Consider the following 17,898-nt stretch of genomic DNA (forward strand, 5'->3'; position numbering starts at 1 on the left):
ACCCGCACGAGGCACCCCCGAAAGGCTTTGAAACGCTATGCCCTTCAGCTTGGCCCCTCAGACGTCGGCCGACGGCGTCACTGAACAGTCCTTCACCCTCGGTGAGATCCCCGGCGTGCTGTTCACGCCGCAAGACGCCACCGGCCCCCGCCCGCTGATCCTGATGGGGCACGGCGGCGGTCAGCACAAGAAGGCTCCCGGCGTCCTGGCCGGCGCGCACCGGTTCGCTGCCGAGGGGGGTTTCGCCGTCGCCGCGATCGATGCCCCTCATCACGGCGACCGGCCGAAGGACGAACGGTTCCTTCGGTTCGCGGGCGACATGCGGGCCCGCATGGCCGCCGGCGAGGATCCGGCCGAGCTGGTCTCGGCCATGCACGACCTGCTGGCCGGGCAGGCCGTCGCCGACTGGCAGGCGGTCCTGACCGCGCTGCAGGGCCTCGACCACGTCGGCGCGGGCCCGGTCGGCTACTGGGGTGTGTCGATGGGCTGCGGACTGGGGCTGCCCCTGCTCGCCGCCGAGCCCCGGATCGGCGCCGCGGTGCTGGGCCTGCTCGGCGTGCACGGGCTGGCCGCGACCGCCGCCCGGGTCACCGTGCCGGTGCAGTTCCTGCTCCAATGGGACGATACGCGGGTACCCAGGGACCGCGCCTTGGCGCTGTTCGACGCCCTGGGCTCGGCCGACAAGACGCTGCACGCCAACCCGGGCGACCACGGGGAAACACCCGCGTTCGAAACCGGCCACGCGCTGCAGTTCTTCACCCGGCACCTTGGGATGCGCTCGGATGCGTCGCGTGAGGACACCGGCAACTCCCTTTTGTAGAGCCGACTGCACACGGGCGCGGATCACGGATCACAGATCACGGGTCCCGCCGACCGTGCGCCGCCGCCGTGCGCCGTGGCCCGGCGGATCCCCCACCGGCCGGGCACGTGTCTCACCGGCCCAGGCGGGCGGCCTTGGTCTCGCGTCGCGCGAAGACGTCCTCACGAAGGTCCGCCATCTGCCGCAGGGCGTCCTTGCGGTCCCGCTTCGACAGCCGGTCGAGGTACGTGTGCCCCAAGAGGTGGTCGGTCTCGTGCTGCAGGCACCGCGCGAAGTAGCCGATTCCTTCGATGACGAGGGGGTTGCCGTCCTTGTCGAATCCGCGGACGACGGCACGATCGGTGCGAGGGACCATCATGGTGGCGCCGGGTACGGACAGGCAGCCCTCGGAGTCGTCGACGAGCCGGCGGCCGGCCGGATCGGGCAGGTCCAGGACCGGGTTGATGATGTGGCCGACGTGCCTGACCCCGAGTTCGTCCGGGCAGTCGTAGACGAACAGTTGCAGGTCGACGCCCACCTGGTTGGCCGCCAGGCCCGCGCCGTCGGCCACATGCATGGTCAGGAACATGTCGTCGATCAACGCCGACAGCTCCGGAGAGCCGAATTCGGTCACCTCCCGGCACGGACGGCTCAGGACCTCCTCGCCCACCACCGTGACCCGGCGCACCGATCCCCGTTCCGCCTCCGGTGACAGAGCCGGGTACGAGTCGACCGGTTGGCCCTGCACACGGACTCGCCGGTCCACGGGACGGGACCGGTCGTGACCAACAGACATCTCTGTCTCCCCTTTTGCGCACGCCGCATACGCCGCGGTCGTCACCGCGGCCTGATGTCTCCGGGCAAGAACCGCTTGCCAAGATCTTTGCAAAGTAGCAGACTTTGCAAAGTGACTGAAGATGACCTCAACTCCCCGCCCGACCGGACCCGGCACACCGGCGACGCACTGCGCGAGCACGAGGTCCGCACGGCGCTCCTGGACCTGCTCGCCGAAGTCGGCACCGTCACGGCGACCGAAGCCGCCGCCCGGCTGGGTTACAGCTCCGGGCTCTGCTCGTTTCACCTTCGCCAGCTCGCACGCCACGGGCACATCGAGGAAGCCCCTCACCACGGGGGGCGCGCCCGTCCCTGGCGCCTGCGGCGGCACGACCCCGACCACGGCGCTTCCGCGGAGGAGCAGTTCGGCGACCTGGCCCGCGGGCTGGAGGACGAGAGCTGGCAGCGGTGGCTCGCCCAGCGCGACCACGCGCCAGGCGAATGGCGTCACGACGAAGCCTTCAGCGCCATCGCCTACCTGACTCCCGAAGAGATGAGCCGGGTCGCGGACACCGTCCGGCGGGCACTGGCCCCCTATCAGGACCGTGAGCAGCGGCCCCTGGCCCGGCCCGACGGCGCCCGACCGGTAGCTCTCATCACCCGGCTGTTCCCTCTGCTCCCCGACGCGGCGGACGAGACGGGCCGGGCCTGAGAAGGCCGAAAGGGCGACACTACGCGGCGGCCACGCTCGCCGGCGAAGGCCCCTTCCAGCGCTCTCGTGCCCCCGCGCGCGTCAGGCGGGCTTCCGGGCCCGGGGTCGGGTCTACTCGTCACCGTGCAGATCACTCAGAAGATCAAGCCCTTCCTCTGGTACGACGGGCAGGCCGAGGAGGCCGCCGCCCACTACGTCTCGGTCTTCGACGACTCGCGCATCGTCGGAGTACAGCACTACGGCGAGGTGGGGCCGGGTGCGCCGGGTTCCGTCATGACCGTCGAGTTCACGCTCGCGGGCCAGCGCTTCGTCGCCCTCAACGGAGGTCCGGAGTTCACCTTCACCGAGGCCGTCTCCTTCAGCGTCGACTGCGCGGACCAGGAGGAGGTCGACCGGCTCTCGGAGCGGCTGAGCGAGGGCGGGGAGGAAGGTCCCTGCGGCTGGGTCAAGGACAAGTACGGCCTGTCCTGGCAGATCACGCCGCGCCGGCTCATCGAACTGCTGGCCGACCCGGATCGGGCCGCGGCGAACCGTGTCATGCAGGCCATGCTGGGAATGCACAAGATCGACATTCAGGGTCTGGAGGACGCCTACCGGGGCTGAGGCGACAGGCAGGGCAGGGACAGGGGCAGGCCCGGGCCGGAGGACCCGGTCACGCGCCCTCGGCCTCCCTGTAACCCCGCAGCCGACTGTCGACGGCCGACCACCTGCAGCCTGCGTCCCACCGCCCGGGATACTCCGGCGCCGGTGACTCGTTGGACCCTGCATCATGAGGACCTTCGTCGTGAAGAAGTACGCCGCGGCCGCCGTACTCTCCGTGCTCTGCGCGTTGTTGCCCCCGGAATCCGCCGCCCCGGCCGCCGGACCTCCACGCGTAGTGGACGCACGCCCCGCCGGAACCCTCAACACGGCCTTCGGGACGTACGCCGACCACGACCGTTCACCGCACCACTGGACCGGCGGGGACAGCACGTACTCCGTACCGACCCCGGCCGGTGAACTATGGGTGTTCTCCGACACGTTCCTCGGCACCGTAAGGCCCGACGGCTCGCGCTCCCCCACGGTCGGCGAGGGCGGGACGACCCCGTTTCTGAACAACAGCTTCGTGCTGTGGACCGGGAGCGGCCCGCGCACGGTGACCGGCCGGGACCGGGCCGGGCAGCCCGCCTCCCCGGTGACCGGCCCGGACCGCGAGTCCTGGTACTGGGCGCGCGCAGGCATCCCCGACGGTCACGGCGTGAGCGTGGTCTACGCCCGCTACGCGCGAACGGGAAGCGGTCCCCTGGACATCGCCTGGCGAGGCAACGTGCTGGCCAGGTTTCGCGCCGGCGCCTACAGCCGGCCGGCGTCCGTCACCCCGCTGCCGTCCTCCGCCGGTATCGCCTGGGGCGCCTGGCTGGAACCGGGGCAGGGCGGCTACACGTACGTCTACGGAACCGAGCGCACCCCCGAAGGCCGCAGCCACCTGCGGCTCGCCCGGGTCGCCGGCCGCGACCTGCGGCGCCCCTGGCAGTACTGGACGGCGCGCGGCGCCTGGTCCGGTCGCGAGGAGGACGCCGGCCGGCTGGCCGGTCCCGGGGGCCCGCTGTTCACCTCGGACGAGGTCAGCGTGGTGCGGCACGGGTCCTGGTACGCGCTGGTGACCCAGCGCGCGGACCTGGCGTTCAGCGCCGAGACGCAGATCGCCTGGTCCCGCTCCCCCGCCGGCCCCTTCACCCGGCCCCGGACCGTCTACACCGCACCGGAAGCCGGACCGAACGGCACCTACCGCAACCCCAATGTCATCGCCTACAACCCCCACGAGCACCCGGAACTCGAACGCGGCCGCCGTGACATCGTCATCTCCTACAACGTCAACAGTCTCGTCCCGGCCGATGTCATCCGCCGCGCCGACATCTACCGGCCCCGGTTCCTGCGCCTGACTCTCGCGCCGTACTGAACCAGTGCCGTCCCGGCCCGGGTCCCCGCCCGCTACTGCATGATCGACCGCGGCAGGTGGGACGGGGTGCCGACGCAGGCGTAGATCTGCAGGGTCCAGCCGCGGCCGACAGACACCATCGTGGGCGCGCTGATGGCGTAGGGATGTTCGTCCACGTCCTCGACCGGACTCCAGCTGCGGCTGAATCCGTGCCACTCGCTGCTGTCGACAGTCAGCAGTGCCTCCACGGGGCCGCCGCACTCACCGCATCGGAGTTCGTCGGGGCCCGCGGGGTGGCGGTAGGTGAAGTACGAGGGCCAGCCGCCCAGCTTCCAGCCGGGAGCGACGGACAGCTCTCTCCGGTAGTCCGCCGACCGCTCCTCCGCCCAGACCTCCACGCGCTTCGCCTGCTCGTCCGTGAGGAGATGCACCGGCGGGAATTCCCGGACCTCTTCCGGATGCAGTACACAGGGCGTGGGCACCTGGTCGACCATCTCGACGTAGGCGGGCTCGGGTGGACCGGCCAGAATGTCCCGCACATCCGAGGACTGCCGCCACCTCAGTTGCACGGCACCCAACTGCTCGAACTCGTCGGACGTGGTCCACAGCACCTGAAGCATGTCCGTCCCCTCGGGGCACGGAAGTCCGGGCACGTCCCGGGCATAGAGCTGCACGAGCGGAATCAGGGGCAGCGGCCCGTCCGGCAGCAGCTCCGCCGGGGTCCAGACTCTGCTCCGGTTGAAGGCTTCCCACTCCCGCCCGGTCAGCCCCTCCTCTCCGATCCCCCGCGCCTTGCGGATGTCCGCCAGCGTGGTCGTCAGGCCGTAGGCCCCGTACTCCGGCTCGAACTCCGGCCAGGGCTCACCCGCCGGCCACAGCAGCGGACCGCCCACCGAACTGTCATGGACGGTGGGCGTGCCGCGGCGCGGATGCAGGCGGGTGGCCGTCCTGGCCAGGCCCGCCAGCTCCGGAAGCCCGGCCGCCACGTCCAGCGGGCGCGGCGGTGTCGTGCGCGTCAACGTTCCCCCTCATCACCAGGCCTCGGCCTGTGCCGCAGGCCGCATGCCGTGTGCAGTATCCAAGCACAGGGTGGCGGATCGGTTGACAACGTCAACCATTGAGGTCTACCTTCACCACATTACTTGAGTGCATGAATCATCTATGCCCTTAAATTCTACTGCTCGCCCTCTGGAGCCCTGCATGCCTTCCGCCCTCTTCGTCGTCACCGGCTCCCGCCACTGGACGCTGGCCGACGGCACCCTGCACCCGACCGGATTCTGGGCCGAAGAGCTCGCCGAGCCCCACCGGATCTTCCGTGAAGCGGGTTACCGGATCACCATCGCGACGCCCGGCGGCGTCGCCGCCCCGGTCGACCCGGTCAGCCTGAGCGCCGACGCCAACGGCGGCCAGGAGCGGGCCGGCCGTCTTGCCTCCTGCCTCGATGCCATGAAGGCCGAGCTCGGCACCCCGGCGGTGCTGGAAGAAGTCGACCCGGACGAGTACGACCTGGTCTTCTACCCCGGCGGCCACGGTCCGATGGAGGACCTCGCCCTCGACTCCGCCTCCGGCCGGATCCTCACCCGCACGCTCGACTCGGGGAAGCCGCTCGCCCTGCTCTGTCATGCGCCCGCCGCGCTGCTCGCCGCCCGCCGCGAGGACGGCAGCCGGCCGTTCGCCGGGTACCGGATGACCGCGTTCAGCAACGCCGAAGAGACCGCGGCAGGCTTCGCCGACCGGGCCTGCTGGCTGCTGGAGGACCGTCTGAAGGGGCTCGGCGCCGAGTTCGTCGCCGCGGAGCCGTTCACCCCGCACATCGTCGCCGACCGCAACCTCTACACGGGCCAGAACCCGGCCTCCTCAGCGGAACTGGCCCGCACCCTGGTCGCCGCACTGGCCACCGGAGGCATCGCCGGCCGGGACACCGCGCCGGAGACCGCGCCCGCCGCCGACCCGGCCACCACTGTGGCCCGGCTGCGGGCCGGGTTCGCAACCGGCCGCACGAAGCCCCTGGCCTGGCGGCTCGGCCAGCTGCAGGCACTGCGCACACTGCTCACGGAACAGGCCGACGTCCTCCTGGCCGCCCTCCGTGCCGACCTGGGCAAGGGCCCGAAGGAGGCCTACCGCACCGAGATCGGCTTCACGCTCAACGAGCTGGACCACACCGTCGCGCACCTCGCGGAGTGGCTGGCTCCCCGGCCGGCCCCCGTTCCCAAGGCCTTTCGGCCGGCCGAAGCGCGCGTGGTCCGCGACCCGCTCGGGGTGGTGCTGGTCATCGCGCCCTGGAACTATCCGCTGCAGCTCGCGCTGACCCCGCTGGTGGGTGCGCTGGCCGCGGGCAACGCGGTCGTGGTCAAGCCCAGCGAGCTGGCACCGGCGACCTCGGCGGCCCTCGCCCGGCTGCTGCCGCGCTATCTCGACCCGCAGGCCGTCGCGGTCGTGGAGGGCGCCGTCGCGGAGACCACCGCGCTGCTGGAAGAGCGTTTCGACCACATCTTCTACACCGGCAACGGCACGGTCGGGCGCATCGTGATGGCCGCGGCCGCCCGGAACCTGACTCCCGTGACGCTGGAGCTGGGCGGCAAGAGCCCGGTGCTCGTCGAGCCCGGCGTCGACCTCGCGGCCACGGCCGAGCGGCTCGTCCGCGGCAAGTTCCTCAACGCCGGTCAGACGTGCGTCGCGCCCGACTACGTACTCGCCATCGGCGACATCGCCGCCGCGCTCGAAGAACACCTGGCCGCAGCCGTCCTGGCGCAGTACGGACAGGACCCGTCGGCCGACGAGGAGTACGGGCGGATCGTCAACGAGCGCCACTTCGACCGGCTGACCGGGCTTCTGGGCGAGGGCCGCGTCGTCACCGGCGGGGTGCACGACCGGGCCACCCGCTACCTCGCCCCCACCGTTCTCGCGGACGTCTCCCCGGACGCACCCGTGATGCAGGAAGAGATCTTCGGGCCCGTCCTGCCGGTGATCGGCGTGCCCGACCTGGACGCGGCGATCGCCTTCGTCAACGAGCGTGACAAGCCGCTCGCCCTGTACGCCTTCACCGAATCGGCGCGGACCAAGCAGCGGCTGGCCGAGGAGACCTCCTCCGGCGCCCTGGCCTTCGGCCTTCCCGTCTCCCACCTGGCCGTGCCCGACCTGCCGTTCGGCGGTGTGGGCGAGAGCGGCATGGGCCGATACCACGGCGAATACTCCATCGACACCTTCAGCCACACCAAGGCCGTACTCGACAAGCCGCTGGCCTGACCCCTTCCCCGCTACTCCACCGCCCCACTGCCTCGCTCCCCCGCCACCTGCCACCTGCCACCTGCCACCTGCCACCTGCACGACCCGAAGGACCTCAGACATGAACCCAGCCCAGCACGCCGCAGCCGTCGCGGCCGAGACCGCCCGCTTCATCGCCACGGTGAAGGGAGCCGACCCCGCCACCCCGGTGCCGTCCTGCCCCGGCTGGACCCTGACCGACCTGACGCGCCACACCGGCAGCGTGCACCGCTGGTTCACCGTGCTGCTGAGCCGGCGCATCCAGCAGCCGCCGGCCAGTCGCGAGGTGGACCTGCGCCTGCCGGAACAGCCCGACGGCTATCCGGACTGGCTGGCCACGGGTGCCGCGGAGGCCGCCCAGGTGTTCGCCGACACGGACCTGGACGCGCCGATGTGGGCCTGGGGGCTCGACCAGCACGCCCGGTTCTGGGTCCGCCGCATGCTCTTCGAGACGCTGGTGCACCGGACCGACGCCGAGCTCGCACTCGGGCTCTCGCCGCACATCGACCGCGTCCCGGCGGTGGACGGCGTCGACGAGTTCCTCACCAACCTGCCCTTCGCCTCCTTCTTCGCACCCGGGACCGCCGAACTGCGCGGCCCCGGCCGGACCCTTCGCTTCGGCTGCACGGACGGCGACGACGACTGGCTGGTCCGCCTGCGCCCCGACGGCTTCGGGCTGGTGACCGGCGATGACCGGCCCCGCACGGCGGACGCCACGGTCCAGGGCACGGCCGCGGATCTGCTCCTGCTCCTGTACGGCCGCCTGGACCGCAACAGCGACGCCTTCCAGTTGCTGGGCGACCAGGACCTGATCGCCCACTGGTTCACGCACTCGTCCTTCTGACGGCCTCGTACGTCCGGCCCGTTCAAGCCGGCCGGACCGGGTCAGGCCAGGTTCTTCTCCAGCGCGGCGACGTACTTGCGCATCGAGTGGTCGCGCACGCCGTCGCTCGCGGGCGCGAAGGCGTCCGCCGTCAGGCCCTTCGCCCGGTCGGCGAGGCCGCCGAGGAGCGACATGCTCTCGTGGACCTTGCCCGCGGAGTCGATGTACCGCACGGCGTCGGCGTGGGTGTACGCGGGCTCGGGCGGCAGCTGCGGCACGATGTCGTTGTTGTTCACGAACCGGAAGAGGCGCTGCTTGAAGCCCTTGTTGCACGCGGCCGCCAGCAGCCGGTCGCACGTGCGGGGCTGGCCGTAGGTGTAGACGCCGTCGGCCAGCAGCTTCGGCTCCTCCAGGTACAGCCGTGCGCCGGCGAGCATGGCGAGTGCGCCGCCCAGGCTGTGGCCGGTGAACCAGACAGTCTGACCGTTCGTCCGGTACTCGTTGAGGGTGCTCTTCACGTCCGGGAAGATGGATTCCAGGGCCTGGCCGAAGCCGTAATGGACGTAGCCCGTCTTCGCCGGGCCCGGCCAGGGCGGGGTCGTCGCGTCGGAGAGCCAGTCGCGGATCCGGGCGGGTTCCGTGCCCCGGAAGGCTGTGATGATCATGTCGTCGCTGGCCATCGTGAAGGCCTGGGTGTCCTCCAGCGGGAAGGGCGGCGTGAACCGCGTCATGTGGTGCCGCACCCGGTCGAAGCCCCAGTTCCGCGCCTGCTTCTCGATGGTGGCCTCGTCCTTGTAGGAGAGGTCGGCCGCCTGCGCCAGCCAGTAGGCGTGCGCCAGGCTGTAGGTGCGGGCCTTGTGGTCGATCGTGGTGGGCACGGGCACGGGAGGCTCCCTTTGACAGGCCGGTGACAGGGGGACGTCGCATCACAGCCGTTACCGAAAGACACGCGTATCAAAGACCTCCGTACCAGTTCTCCCCGAAAGAGTGAACAGCGCGCCGGTGCGAACAGGGCGCCGGTGCGAACGGGGAACTGGAGCGAACGGGGAGCCGGCCCGTGTCCGGCTCCCCGGAACTCCCTACCGGTAGACCGCTTCCCTGCGGCCGGGATCACCGGCCACGTTGGCCACGAACAACCCCATGTCGAAGTCCTCCGCCTCGGCGAAGGCCGTGGGGTCGTCCTCCGGGTCGGTCAGGGTGTCCGGAGCGGAGTAGGCGACAGCGGTCGTGCCGACCGTCAGCAGGCAGCGGTCGGCGGACCGTTCGTGGCGGACCTCCAAGCGGCCGTCGAGGGCGACGTCCCGCTCCCCCAGTCGCAGGCGGAGGCCGCCGCCCGTGCGGTAGAGCACGACCGGGACCCCGCCCAGCTCGCCGTAGTGACCGGCGGGCGCCCCTCCCGGGGGCGGGGAGCCGGCCCGTGTGCGGGGGCCGAGCTCTCCGCTCGCCGGATCGAACGCGGCCACTTCGTCGAAGCGGTCGAAGGACCGCACCGTGATGCTCATTCCTGCTTCTTCCCCAGTCCGAGGTCCTGCCCGCCGGTGCGGGTCGCGCTCTCGATGATCTGCTCCCACGTCTTGCCCTTGGCCCGGAGCCAGTCGATCGTCGGCCCCAGCTTGTCACCGTACTTCTGCAGGTTGCGCTGGTAGATCTCGCTCCGCAGCGGTTCGGGGGTGAGGTCCTTGTACTTCACGCCCAGGTCGCGGCGGGCCTTGTGCAGGGTGCGCGCGATGGTCTCCTGGCTCGCGCCGGCCGCCCGCATGGACGCCGCCTGCTGGGAGAGGGCCTCGACCTCGTTGATGTACGCCTGGCGCAGCGGCGGCGGTCCGCCGTTGCCCTTGCCCGGCTTGGGCGCGATGCCCTCGGAGCCGAGGACGCTGGTCTCCTCCTGGGCGACCTTGCGCTGCCAGCCGCGCAGTCCGCCGAGGCCGACGAGGGCGACCTGTGCGGCGAGTTCGTCGGCGGCCTTGCGGTAGACCTCGGAGAGCTCCTCGCAGCCCTGCTTGGAGAAGTGGTACGAGGCGCGGTAGAGGGTGTAGGCCGGGCGTACGGGGACGTATTTGTCGAAGAAGCCGCCTGCGCCGCCGTTCTTGCCGGTGAAGGCGTTGTAGAGGTCGCCGACGAACTCGAAGGGCATTTTCAGGCCCTGGACGAAGCCGTCGCCGAAGACCTCGACGCCCTCGCCGAAGGAGTCGATGTGGTCGTCGTCGGGGTCGCCGGCCTTGAGGCCGGTGGGGTCGGTGAAGCGGGTGGGGGTGTTGTTGGCGTAGGCGTATGTCGAGACGTACGGGTCGTGGACGGCTGCGGGTGCCGGGTCCTTGGCCGTGAAGCGGCCGGTGGCCGGGTCGTAGTCGCGTGCCCTGAGGTAGAGGCCGGCGGCCGGGGTGGCGGGTTCTGCGTAGCCGCCGGCGAAGGTGAAGGGGTTGGCGGGCGGGTTCTCGGCGATGTCGGTCCGCTCGGTCTCGCCGAACGCCCCGTAGGTGTAGCTGCTCTGGGCGGCTCCCGCCGCGTCGGTGGTGTCGGTGACCGATCCGAGCTGGTCGTGGTGGTGGAAGAGGGTGCCGCCGGGGCCGGTCTGCGCCTGGACCTGGGAGAGGGGGTTGTACTGGTACTCGGTGCTCAGCGCGCCCTCGGCGTCGTACTCGGCGCCGGCGGTGGCGAGCGGGCCGTTGACGTCCCAGGTCGTGGTGCGCAGCCGCTTGCCGGCCTTGCTCGCCGTGACGCGGTTGCCGTCGGCGTCGTACCCGAAGGTGTAGGTCTCGGAGCCGGAGGAGCCGGACGTGACCGAGGCGAGGCGCCCGGCCGCGTCGTAGCGGAAGGTGTCGTCCCCGGCGCCGGTGCGGTTGCCGTCGGCGTCGTAGGTGAAGCCGCGGGTGGTGGATCCGGCGGCGGCCGAGGTGAGCTGGTCGGCGTCGTCGTAGGTGTACGAGGTGGTGGTGCCGTTGCGGCTCCGGGTCTTGCGGTTGCCTACGGGGTCGTAGGTGTAGGTGGTGGCCGCGTCGGCGGCGGGGCAGGTGTCGGCCTTGGTGGCGGAGGCGCAGTCGGTGAGGAGGCGGCCGGCGGGGTCGTAACTGTAGTAGCGGTAGCTGTCGGGCTGTCCGGCGCGGGTGGTCGCGATCCGGGTGGGCCGGCCGGACGGGTCGAGGGTCAGCTGCCGGCCGGACAGGACGGTGCCGCCCTTGGCGCTGGTGACGGAGGTGAGGCGGCCGGCGTTGTCGTAGGCGCGCTTCTCGGTGTGGCCGTTGCCCGCGGGAAGGGTGGTGGTGCCGAGGTTCCCGGCGGGGTCGTAGTCGTAGGTGATGGTGCCGGCCGCGCCGGTCTGGGAGGTCCGGCGGCCGTCGGCGTCGTAGCCGTAGCCGGCCTTCGATCCGCTGCCGGCGGTCGTGGCGTCGGCCGCGTCGGTGAAGCGCCCCTTGCCGTCGCCCTTCCAGGTGCGCAGCCGGGAGCCCGCCGCGGCGACGATGCCGGTCCGGTCCGAGGGGCCGGTGCGGGCGAGGAGCGGGATGCCGTACGGGGCCCAGTCGTCGGGCTGCAGGATGTACGTGCCGAAGCCGCCGGTGCCGTTGCCCGGGTAGAAGCGCAGCTTGTGCCCGGCGGTGTCGACGGCGAGGAAGTCCTGTTTGCCGTCGCCGTTGAACTCGCCCGGCACCAGGTGCATGGCGCCCCAGCCCGCCCCGAGGTCGGTGCGGGCGCCGAAGCCGCCCTTGCCGTCACCGGGGTAGAGGTAGAGGTGGCCGTCGCCGGGGTTGACGGCGAGGATGTCGGGCTTGCCGTCGCCGGTGTACTCCAGGAGCGCGATACGGAAGGTGCCCCAGCCGCTGCCGAGGTCGGTGCGGGCGCCGAGGCCGCCCTTGCCGTCGCCGGGGTAGAAGTAGAGCCGGTTGGCGCCGGAGCTGACGGCCAGGAGGTCCGGCTTGCCGTCCTTGTTGAAGTCCCCGGCGGTCAGGGTCATCGGTCCCCAGCTCGCGCCGAGGTCGGCCGGTGCGGCGAAACCGCCCTTGCCGTCGCCGGTGTAGCGCCACAGGTGGCCGGTGGCCTTGTCGACGGCCAGCAGGTCGGGCTTGCCGTCGCCGGTGAACTCGGCGGTCAGGACCTGCTGGAAGCCGGTGCCGGACCCGGTGAGCGTGCTGCCCGCGGCGAAGGTGCCGTCGGCGCGGCCGAGGACGGTGCGCACGCCGCTCTTGGCGTCGGTGGCGATGACGTCGCTGGTGCCGTCGCCGTCGAGGTCGGCGGTGGCGGTGAGGGCCGCGCCGCTCCAGTCGAGGGGTTTGGGAGCCGTGTAGTCGACGGTGCGGGAGGTCAGGCGTCCGGCGTCGTCGTAGGTGTAGCCGTAGGCGCCCTTGCCGGCCCCCGGGGTGACGGCCGTCAGCCGGCCGGCCGGGTCGTAGGAGTAGGCCCGGGTGCCGGTGGCGTCGGTGACGGACTTGCGGCGGCCGAGGGTGTCGTAGGCGAGGGTGGTGCCGGGGGTGTCGTCGGTGAAGGCCGTCGCGGTGGGCAGGCCCCGGGGGTCGATGGTGACGGTGGCGGTGGTGCCGCGGGCGTTGGTGATCCGGTTGGTGTTGCCGTCGGCGTCGTAGCCGAAGGACTTCTTGCGGCCGAGCGGGTCGGTGATCCCGGTGCGGCGGCCCGCGTCGTCGTAGGCGAAGCTGGTGGTGTGCCCCTTGGGGTCGGTGCGGGTGGCGAGGTCACCGGCCGTGTTGTACGTGTAGGCGGTGACGGCTCCGTCGGGTCCGGTGACCTTGGCGACGCGTCCGAGCTCGTCGTACGCGGTTCTGGTGACCTTGCCGAGCGCGTCGGTGGCGGAGACGACGTGGCCCAGCGCGTCGTAGCCGGTGACGGTGGTCCCCCCGAGGGGGTCGCGCACCTTGGTGACGTTGCCGGCTTCGTCGTAGGTGTAGGTCGTGGTGAAGTCGGCCGGGTTCGCGCCCTGGGCGTTGCCGCGCGGGTCGGTCTGTGCGGCGGTGCGCCCGTCGTCGTCGTACGCCCAGGTGGTCTTCCGGCCCAGCGGGGTGGTCTCGCTGGTGCGGTGGCCGTCGGCGTCGTATCCGTAGTCGGTCTTGTTGCCGAGCGGGTCGGTGACGGTGTCCGTCAGGCCGGTGCCGGTGTACGTGTAGCGGGTGACCTTCCCGAGCGCGTCCGTGACGGTGGCGATGTTGTCGTTCGCGTCGTAGGTGGTCCTGGTGACCTGCTTGAGCGGGTTGGTGACCGAGACGGGCCGGCCGAGGGCGTCGTAGCCGGTGGTCGTGACGGCCCCGCCGGGATCCGTCACCGTGGTGCGGTTGCCTGCGGCGTCGTAGCCGTAGCTCGTGGTGTAGGCGGCGGCGTCGGCGCCCTGGGCGTTGCCGCGGGCCGAGACCTCGGCGATCAGGCGGTTGGCCTTGTCGTAGGCGTAGGTCGTCTTGTTGCCGAGGGCGTCGGTGACGGCCGTGAGGTTGCCGTTGGCGTCGTAGCCGCGGGTGACGGCCTTGCCGGCCGGGTTGATGGTTTTGGTGAGGCGGTTCTCGCCGTCGTACTCGTAGGCGGCGGTGCGGCCGGTCGCGTCCTTGACGGAGGTGAGCCGCCCCACGCCGTCGTAGCCGTAGACGGTGGTGTGTCCCAGCGGGTCCTTCGCGGTGCGCAGCAGGCCGCGCCCGTCGTAGGTGTAGGTCGTGGTGAAGTCGGCCGGGTTCGCGCCCTGCGCGTTGCCGCGGGGGTCGGTCTTCTCCGTGATCCGCCCGGCCGTGTCGTAGCGGAAGGTGGTCTTCTCGCCGAGGGGGGTCGTCACGGCGGTGCGGTTGCCGGCCGCGTCGTGGTCGTAGACGACGGTCTTGCCGCGCGGGGTGCGCACGCTCGCGACGGATCCGAGCGGCGCGTAGGTGTAGGTGACCGTGCCGCCGTCCGGGTCCGTGCTGGTCTCGAGCTGGTTGCCGGAGGTGTAGGTGTACTTCGACGTCTTGCCGCGGCCGTCGGTGTGGCTGGTGACGTTGCCGGCACCGTCGTAGGTCCAGCTCTCGGTGTAGCCCGCGGAGGCCGGGGCCTTGCGGGTGAGCATCCGCCCGGCGCCGTCGTAGGTCATCTCGGTGGTGTTGCCGAGCTGGTCGGTGATGGACACCGGGCGCAGCTGCCGGTCGTAGCTGTAGGAGACGGTCTTGCCGTACGGGTCGGTGCTCTCCATCAGCACGTTGCCGGAGTAGACGTCCGTCCAGACGCCGCCGTTGGGGTCGGTGACGTGGGACTCGCGCTTGTTGTCCCAGGTGAGGGTGGTGGTCTTGCCCGCACTGTCCGTCTGGGACTTCACCCGGCCGGCGGCGTCGTAGGCGTTGGTCACCTTGCCGCCCTCGGCGTCGGTGAAGGTGGCCAGGCGCTTGGCGCTGTCATAGGTGTAGGCGGTGGTCCGGCCGAGCTGGTCGGTGGCGGAGGTGAGCAGGCCGCCTGTGTAGCCGTAGGTGACCGTGGTGTTGTCGGGCAGGGCCGCCTTGGTCAGCAGACCGGCGCCGTCGACGGTGAACTCGACGGTGCGGCCGGCGGTGTCCTTCACGGTCGCGGGGCGGCCGGAGGCGTAGCCGATGGTGAGGCCGTGGCCGCTCGCGTCGGTGACGGCGGTGAGCTGACCGGAGGCGTTGTAGGTGCGCCGGGTGTGGTCGATCGAGGTGAGGACGTACGAGGAGCCCGGCTTGGCGAGCTTGAGGACCGATCCGGCAGGGGTGGTGTAGGCGCCGTTCGACAGCTTGAAGACGACCTGGGCGCCGTCGTCCGTCTGGAGCGTGGCCCTGTCGGAGGCGAGGGTGAGTCTGCTGTCGAAGGGGGTGGACCAGCCGCGGCCGAGCAATCCTGTGGCGGCCGAGTCGGAGCGGTAGTAGCGGTCGAGCGAGAAGGGCTTGCCGGCGCCGGCGAGGGCGGCATCGGTGATCTTCTCGTAGTACATGCCGGTGGCGGTGTTGATGGGGTCGGCCCGGTGCTCCTGGGCGTAGCACGTGCACAGTCCGGCCTGGGCGCCGGGGATGTCGGGGGTGTAGAAGGCCTCGACGGAGGGCGAGGTGGTGCCGCCGGGGCTGGAGGAGCCGTCGGTGGCGGTGAGGAAGATCCAGGCGTAGTACTTCTTGCCGTCCTTCAGGTGACCGTTCAGCAGGCTGGAGGTCCACCAGAAGCACTGGTCGGCGGGGTAGGAGTTCTTGGGCCACCAGCCGTAGCACCAGGCTCCGCTCTCGAGGTACCTGCCCTGGGGGTCGGCGTCGGCCTTCTTGATCTCCTGCTGGAGGACCGGCTTCTTCTCCTCGTCCATGACGTAGAGCCACATGCCGGAGAGCTTGGAGGCTTCGATGCCGGAGAACTTCACCTGACCGCCGATGGACAGCATGCCGGGGTAGGCGGAGGCGTAGGCGGACACCCAGTCCGGGTTGGGCGCCGTGCCCGCGGGCGCTTTGAGGCCCGGTGCGCCCCTGGTTCCCTTGGCGGAGGCCGCCGGGCCCTTCTGCAGGGCGCCGGGAGGCGGGCTCTCGGGCTGCGCCGGCCGGGCCGGCGGGCGGGGCCGGACGAACTCGCGCATCGGGCCGGTCGCGCCGCGGTTGGCGTCGAGCTGCTTGCGCCGCTCGGGCAGCGTCATCGGCCGGGGAGGCTTGGGCAGGTCCTTCGCGGTACGGGTCAGGAGGGGAGACGGCGGTACGGGGGGTGGTGCGGTCCGGCCCGGTACGGGCGGCAAAACGTCCTTGGCCCAGGCCGTCCCGGTCACTCCGGCCAGGGCCAGGAGGACGAAGGCCAGTAGACAGGACAGCAGTCGGGCGACTCTTCGCCGTGTGGGCCCCGTAGATCGCGTGGGCCACGCAGGCCGTGTAGATCGCGTAGATCGCAACACTCGTCACACACCCCCCATAGGAAACACACAGATACTCCCCACCTGATCGAATCCCCACGGGAGGCGCCGAATGAATGTCCGATACTCGTCGGCGCGGAGCTGAGCGGGATGCGGTTGGCACAGGTGGCGGCTGCGGACGGTGCGTTCCGGTGACTGCGTGGCCGAATATCGCCGTAATCCGGCTCCTCCGGACGGGACTTGAGCCGACCGGGACGATCAGGTCCGCGGCCCCAGGAACAGGCCACCGCTTGCGTCGATGACCTGCCCGGTGACCCAGCGCGCCGCGTCGGAGGCGAGGAACACGACGATGTCGGCGACGTCGCCGGCCTCGCCCAGCCGTCCGAGTGCCGTCGATCCGGCGATGAGTCCGGCCAGGCCCGGCGCCTCGAAGAGCGCTCCGTTGGCGGCCGTCCGGGTGGCGCCGGGAGCGACCGCGTTCACAGTGATCCCCCGGGCCCCGAGCTCGTTGGCCAACGTCATGCTCATGGTCTCGACCGCACCCTTCGTCATGGCGAAGGACGTCTGGGCGGAGTTGGCCATCCGGGTCGCCACGGACGAGATCGTGATGATGCGGCCGCCGTCGCGGAGCAGGGGCAGCGCCCGCTGGATGATGAAGTACGGCGCTCGCACGTTCACCGCGAAGAGGTGGTCGAACTCCTTCCGCGTCGTGGTTCCCAGCGGGCCGGCGGGCGCGGCCGCCGCGTTGTTGACGAGGATGTCGAGCGGCCGCCCGGCCAGGCCGGCCTCGACTCCCGCGAAGAGCGTCTCGACGTCGTCGTCCCCGCCCAGCTCCGCCCCGACGGCGAACGCGGTTCCGCCGGCGCGCTCGATCTCGCCGACCGTCGCCTTGGCGCCGTCCTCGTCGGTGCCGAAATGCACGATGACCACAGCGCCCCGGGCCGCCAGCCGGGCGGCGATCGCCTGCCCGATGCCGCGCGACGCTCCGGTCACGAGGGCCGTCCTGCCGGTCAGATCGCTCATGTCCACCCTGCCCACCCCCGTGTTGTTAGCCACTACCGATCTGGCAGCAGCTAACAATCTGGTAGTCACTACCACTACGGTAGGGTCTACCACATGCCCGACCAGCACTCAACACTGCGAGCACAACGGCGAGCTGAGACGCAACGCACGCTTCAGGCCCATGCGGTACGGCTGTTCACCGAGCGCGGATACGACGCCACGACCGTGACCGACGTCGCCGAAGCCGCGGGCATGTCCCCCATGACCGTCTACCGGCACTTCCCCACCAAGGAAGACCTCGTGCTCGTCGACCACAACGGGCGGTTGGTCGCCGAGCGCATCGCCGCGTCGTCCGCCGCGCAGCCCCTGGTCCGCCGCATCGGCAATGCGCTCGTCGACTCGGCCGCGACGTTGACCGGCAGCGGTCGCGGCGACGAGCCCACGGCGAGCAAGCAGTTCCTGCTCGCCCGGCTCCGGCTCATGATCTCGACACCGGCCCTGCGGGCCAGGCACCTGGACAACCACTACGCCCTTCAGCAGGCGATCGTCGAGGCCCTCGGAGCCGGTGCCGGCGACGCCGCCGATCCCGACGCTGCATTCCGCGCCCAGGCGGCGGCCGGCGCCTGCCTGGCCGCCATGCACACGGCGCTGATGCGCTGGGCCGAGGACGACGGCCGGACAGAGCTGCCCGACCTCATCGCGAAGGCCCTGGCCGCCGCCTTCGGCGAAGACCTCGTGGGCACCGGCCTGGACGCGTAAGAGAAGCCCTTCCGGAGGGGCCGGGGCTCTGGCCCCTCCAGGAATCGCTTCGCTTCGGGCC

At 71.3% G+C, this 17,898-nt stretch carries 13 protein-coding genes and 1 pseudogene; 8 read left to right on the forward strand and 6 right to left on the reverse strand.

What is annotated here, in order from left to right; translation table 11 throughout:
* Positions 1 to 49 precede the first annotated feature (49 nt).
* The gene (locus NQU55_RS24465) at positions 50 to 820 is read left to right on the forward strand and encodes a dienelactone hydrolase family protein (protein WP_372504796.1); all 771 of its coding nucleotides are present in this window, start codon (positions 50 to 52) and stop codon (positions 818 to 820) included.
* Positions 821 to 932: 112 nt separating this feature from the next.
* Here the strand turns inward: NQU55_RS24465 and def are convergent, their stop codons facing one another.
* Positions 933 to 1,595: a peptide deformylase gene (def, locus tag NQU55_RS24470; protein ID WP_256791137.1), complete on the reverse strand. Its 663-nt coding sequence runs from the start codon at positions 1,593 to 1,595 to the stop codon at positions 933 to 935.
* Between the two features lie 111 nt (positions 1,596 to 1,706).
* Here def and NQU55_RS24475 point away from each other — a divergent pair, with 111 nt between their 5' ends.
* The 3 genes from NQU55_RS24475 (at position 1,707) to NQU55_RS24485 (ending at position 4,224) form a co-directional block, all read left to right on the forward strand.
* A complete protein-coding gene (locus NQU55_RS24475) occupies positions 1,707 to 2,285 on the forward strand; it encodes a helix-turn-helix domain-containing protein (protein WP_168094951.1) in 579 nt (192 codons plus the stop codon).
* 123 nt (positions 2,286 to 2,408) lie between these two features.
* Complete coding sequence (locus tag NQU55_RS24480) at positions 2,409 to 2,888, forward strand: VOC family protein (protein WP_168094950.1); 480 nt, start codon at positions 2,409 to 2,411, stop codon at positions 2,886 to 2,888.
* Between the two features lie 166 nt (positions 2,889 to 3,054).
* Complete coding sequence (locus NQU55_RS24485) at positions 3,055 to 4,224, forward strand: DUF5005 domain-containing protein (RefSeq protein WP_168094949.1); 1,170 nt, start codon at positions 3,055 to 3,057, stop codon at positions 4,222 to 4,224.
* Positions 4,225 to 4,256: 32 nt separating this feature from the next.
* On the opposite strand, the gene NQU55_RS24490 is transcribed toward NQU55_RS24485, so the two are convergent.
* A complete protein-coding gene (locus NQU55_RS24490; RefSeq protein WP_240976764.1) occupies positions 4,257 to 5,222 on the reverse strand; it encodes a hypothetical protein in 966 nt (321 codons plus the stop codon).
* A 181-nt stretch (positions 5,223 to 5,403) separates the two neighbouring features.
* Here NQU55_RS24490 and NQU55_RS24495 point away from each other — a divergent pair.
* From NQU55_RS24495 to NQU55_RS24505, 3 genes and pseudogenes are all read left to right on the forward strand, one after another.
* A pseudogene (locus NQU55_RS24495) lies at positions 5,404 to 6,096 on the forward strand (type 1 glutamine amidotransferase domain-containing protein); the annotation flags it as partial.
* A 12-nt stretch (positions 6,097 to 6,108) separates the two neighbouring features.
* Positions 6,109 to 7,449 (forward strand): aldehyde dehydrogenase family protein, encoded by a 1,341-nt coding sequence (locus NQU55_RS24500; protein WP_372504799.1) that lies wholly within the window; start codon positions 6,109 to 6,111, stop codon positions 7,447 to 7,449.
* A 100-nt stretch (positions 7,450 to 7,549) separates the two neighbouring features.
* On the forward strand, positions 7,550 to 8,311 hold the full coding sequence (locus NQU55_RS24505) for a maleylpyruvate isomerase family mycothiol-dependent enzyme (protein WP_168094948.1): 762 nt from the start codon (positions 7,550 to 7,552) through the stop codon (positions 8,309 to 8,311).
* Positions 8,312 to 8,352: 41 nt separating this feature from the next.
* Here the strand turns inward: NQU55_RS24505 and NQU55_RS24510 are convergent, their stop codons facing one another.
* The 4 genes from NQU55_RS24510 to NQU55_RS24530 all read right to left on the reverse strand — a co-directional run bounded on the left by NQU55_RS24510 (position 8,353) and on the right by NQU55_RS24530 (position 17,099).
* A complete protein-coding gene (locus NQU55_RS24510) occupies positions 8,353 to 9,174 on the reverse strand; it encodes a lipase family protein (protein WP_168094947.1) in 822 nt (273 codons plus the stop codon).
* A gap of 195 nt (positions 9,175 to 9,369) precedes the next feature.
* Positions 9,370 to 9,792 carry a hypothetical protein gene (locus NQU55_RS24515; RefSeq protein ID WP_256791139.1) on the reverse strand — a complete coding sequence of 141 codons (423 nt, stop codon included), beginning with the start codon at positions 9,790 to 9,792 and terminating at the stop codon, positions 9,370 to 9,372.
* Positions 9,789 to 15,869: an FG-GAP-like repeat-containing protein gene (locus tag NQU55_RS36575; protein WP_284702606.1), complete on the reverse strand. Its 6,081-nt coding sequence runs from the start codon at positions 15,867 to 15,869 to the stop codon at positions 9,789 to 9,791. The genes NQU55_RS24515 and NQU55_RS36575 overlap by 4 nt, the downstream gene beginning before the upstream one ends.
* A gap of 465 nt (positions 15,870 to 16,334) precedes the next feature.
* Positions 16,335 to 17,099, reverse strand: coding sequence for an SDR family oxidoreductase (locus tag NQU55_RS24530; RefSeq protein WP_168096175.1), 765 nt, complete (start codon positions 17,097 to 17,099; stop codon positions 16,335 to 16,337).
* Between the two features lie 93 nt (positions 17,100 to 17,192).
* Between NQU55_RS24530 and NQU55_RS24535 the strand changes: the two genes are divergently transcribed.
* Positions 17,193 to 17,837, forward strand: a complete 645-nt coding sequence (locus tag NQU55_RS24535; RefSeq protein ID WP_168096174.1) for a TetR/AcrR family transcriptional regulator — start codon at positions 17,193 to 17,195, stop codon at positions 17,835 to 17,837.
* Positions 17,838 to 17,898: the final 61 nt, after the last annotated feature.

The organism is Streptomyces telluris (genome assembly GCF_024519335.1).
In the GTDB taxonomy this organism is placed as follows: domain Bacteria; phylum Actinomycetota; class Actinomycetes; order Streptomycetales; family Streptomycetaceae; genus Streptomyces; species Streptomyces telluris.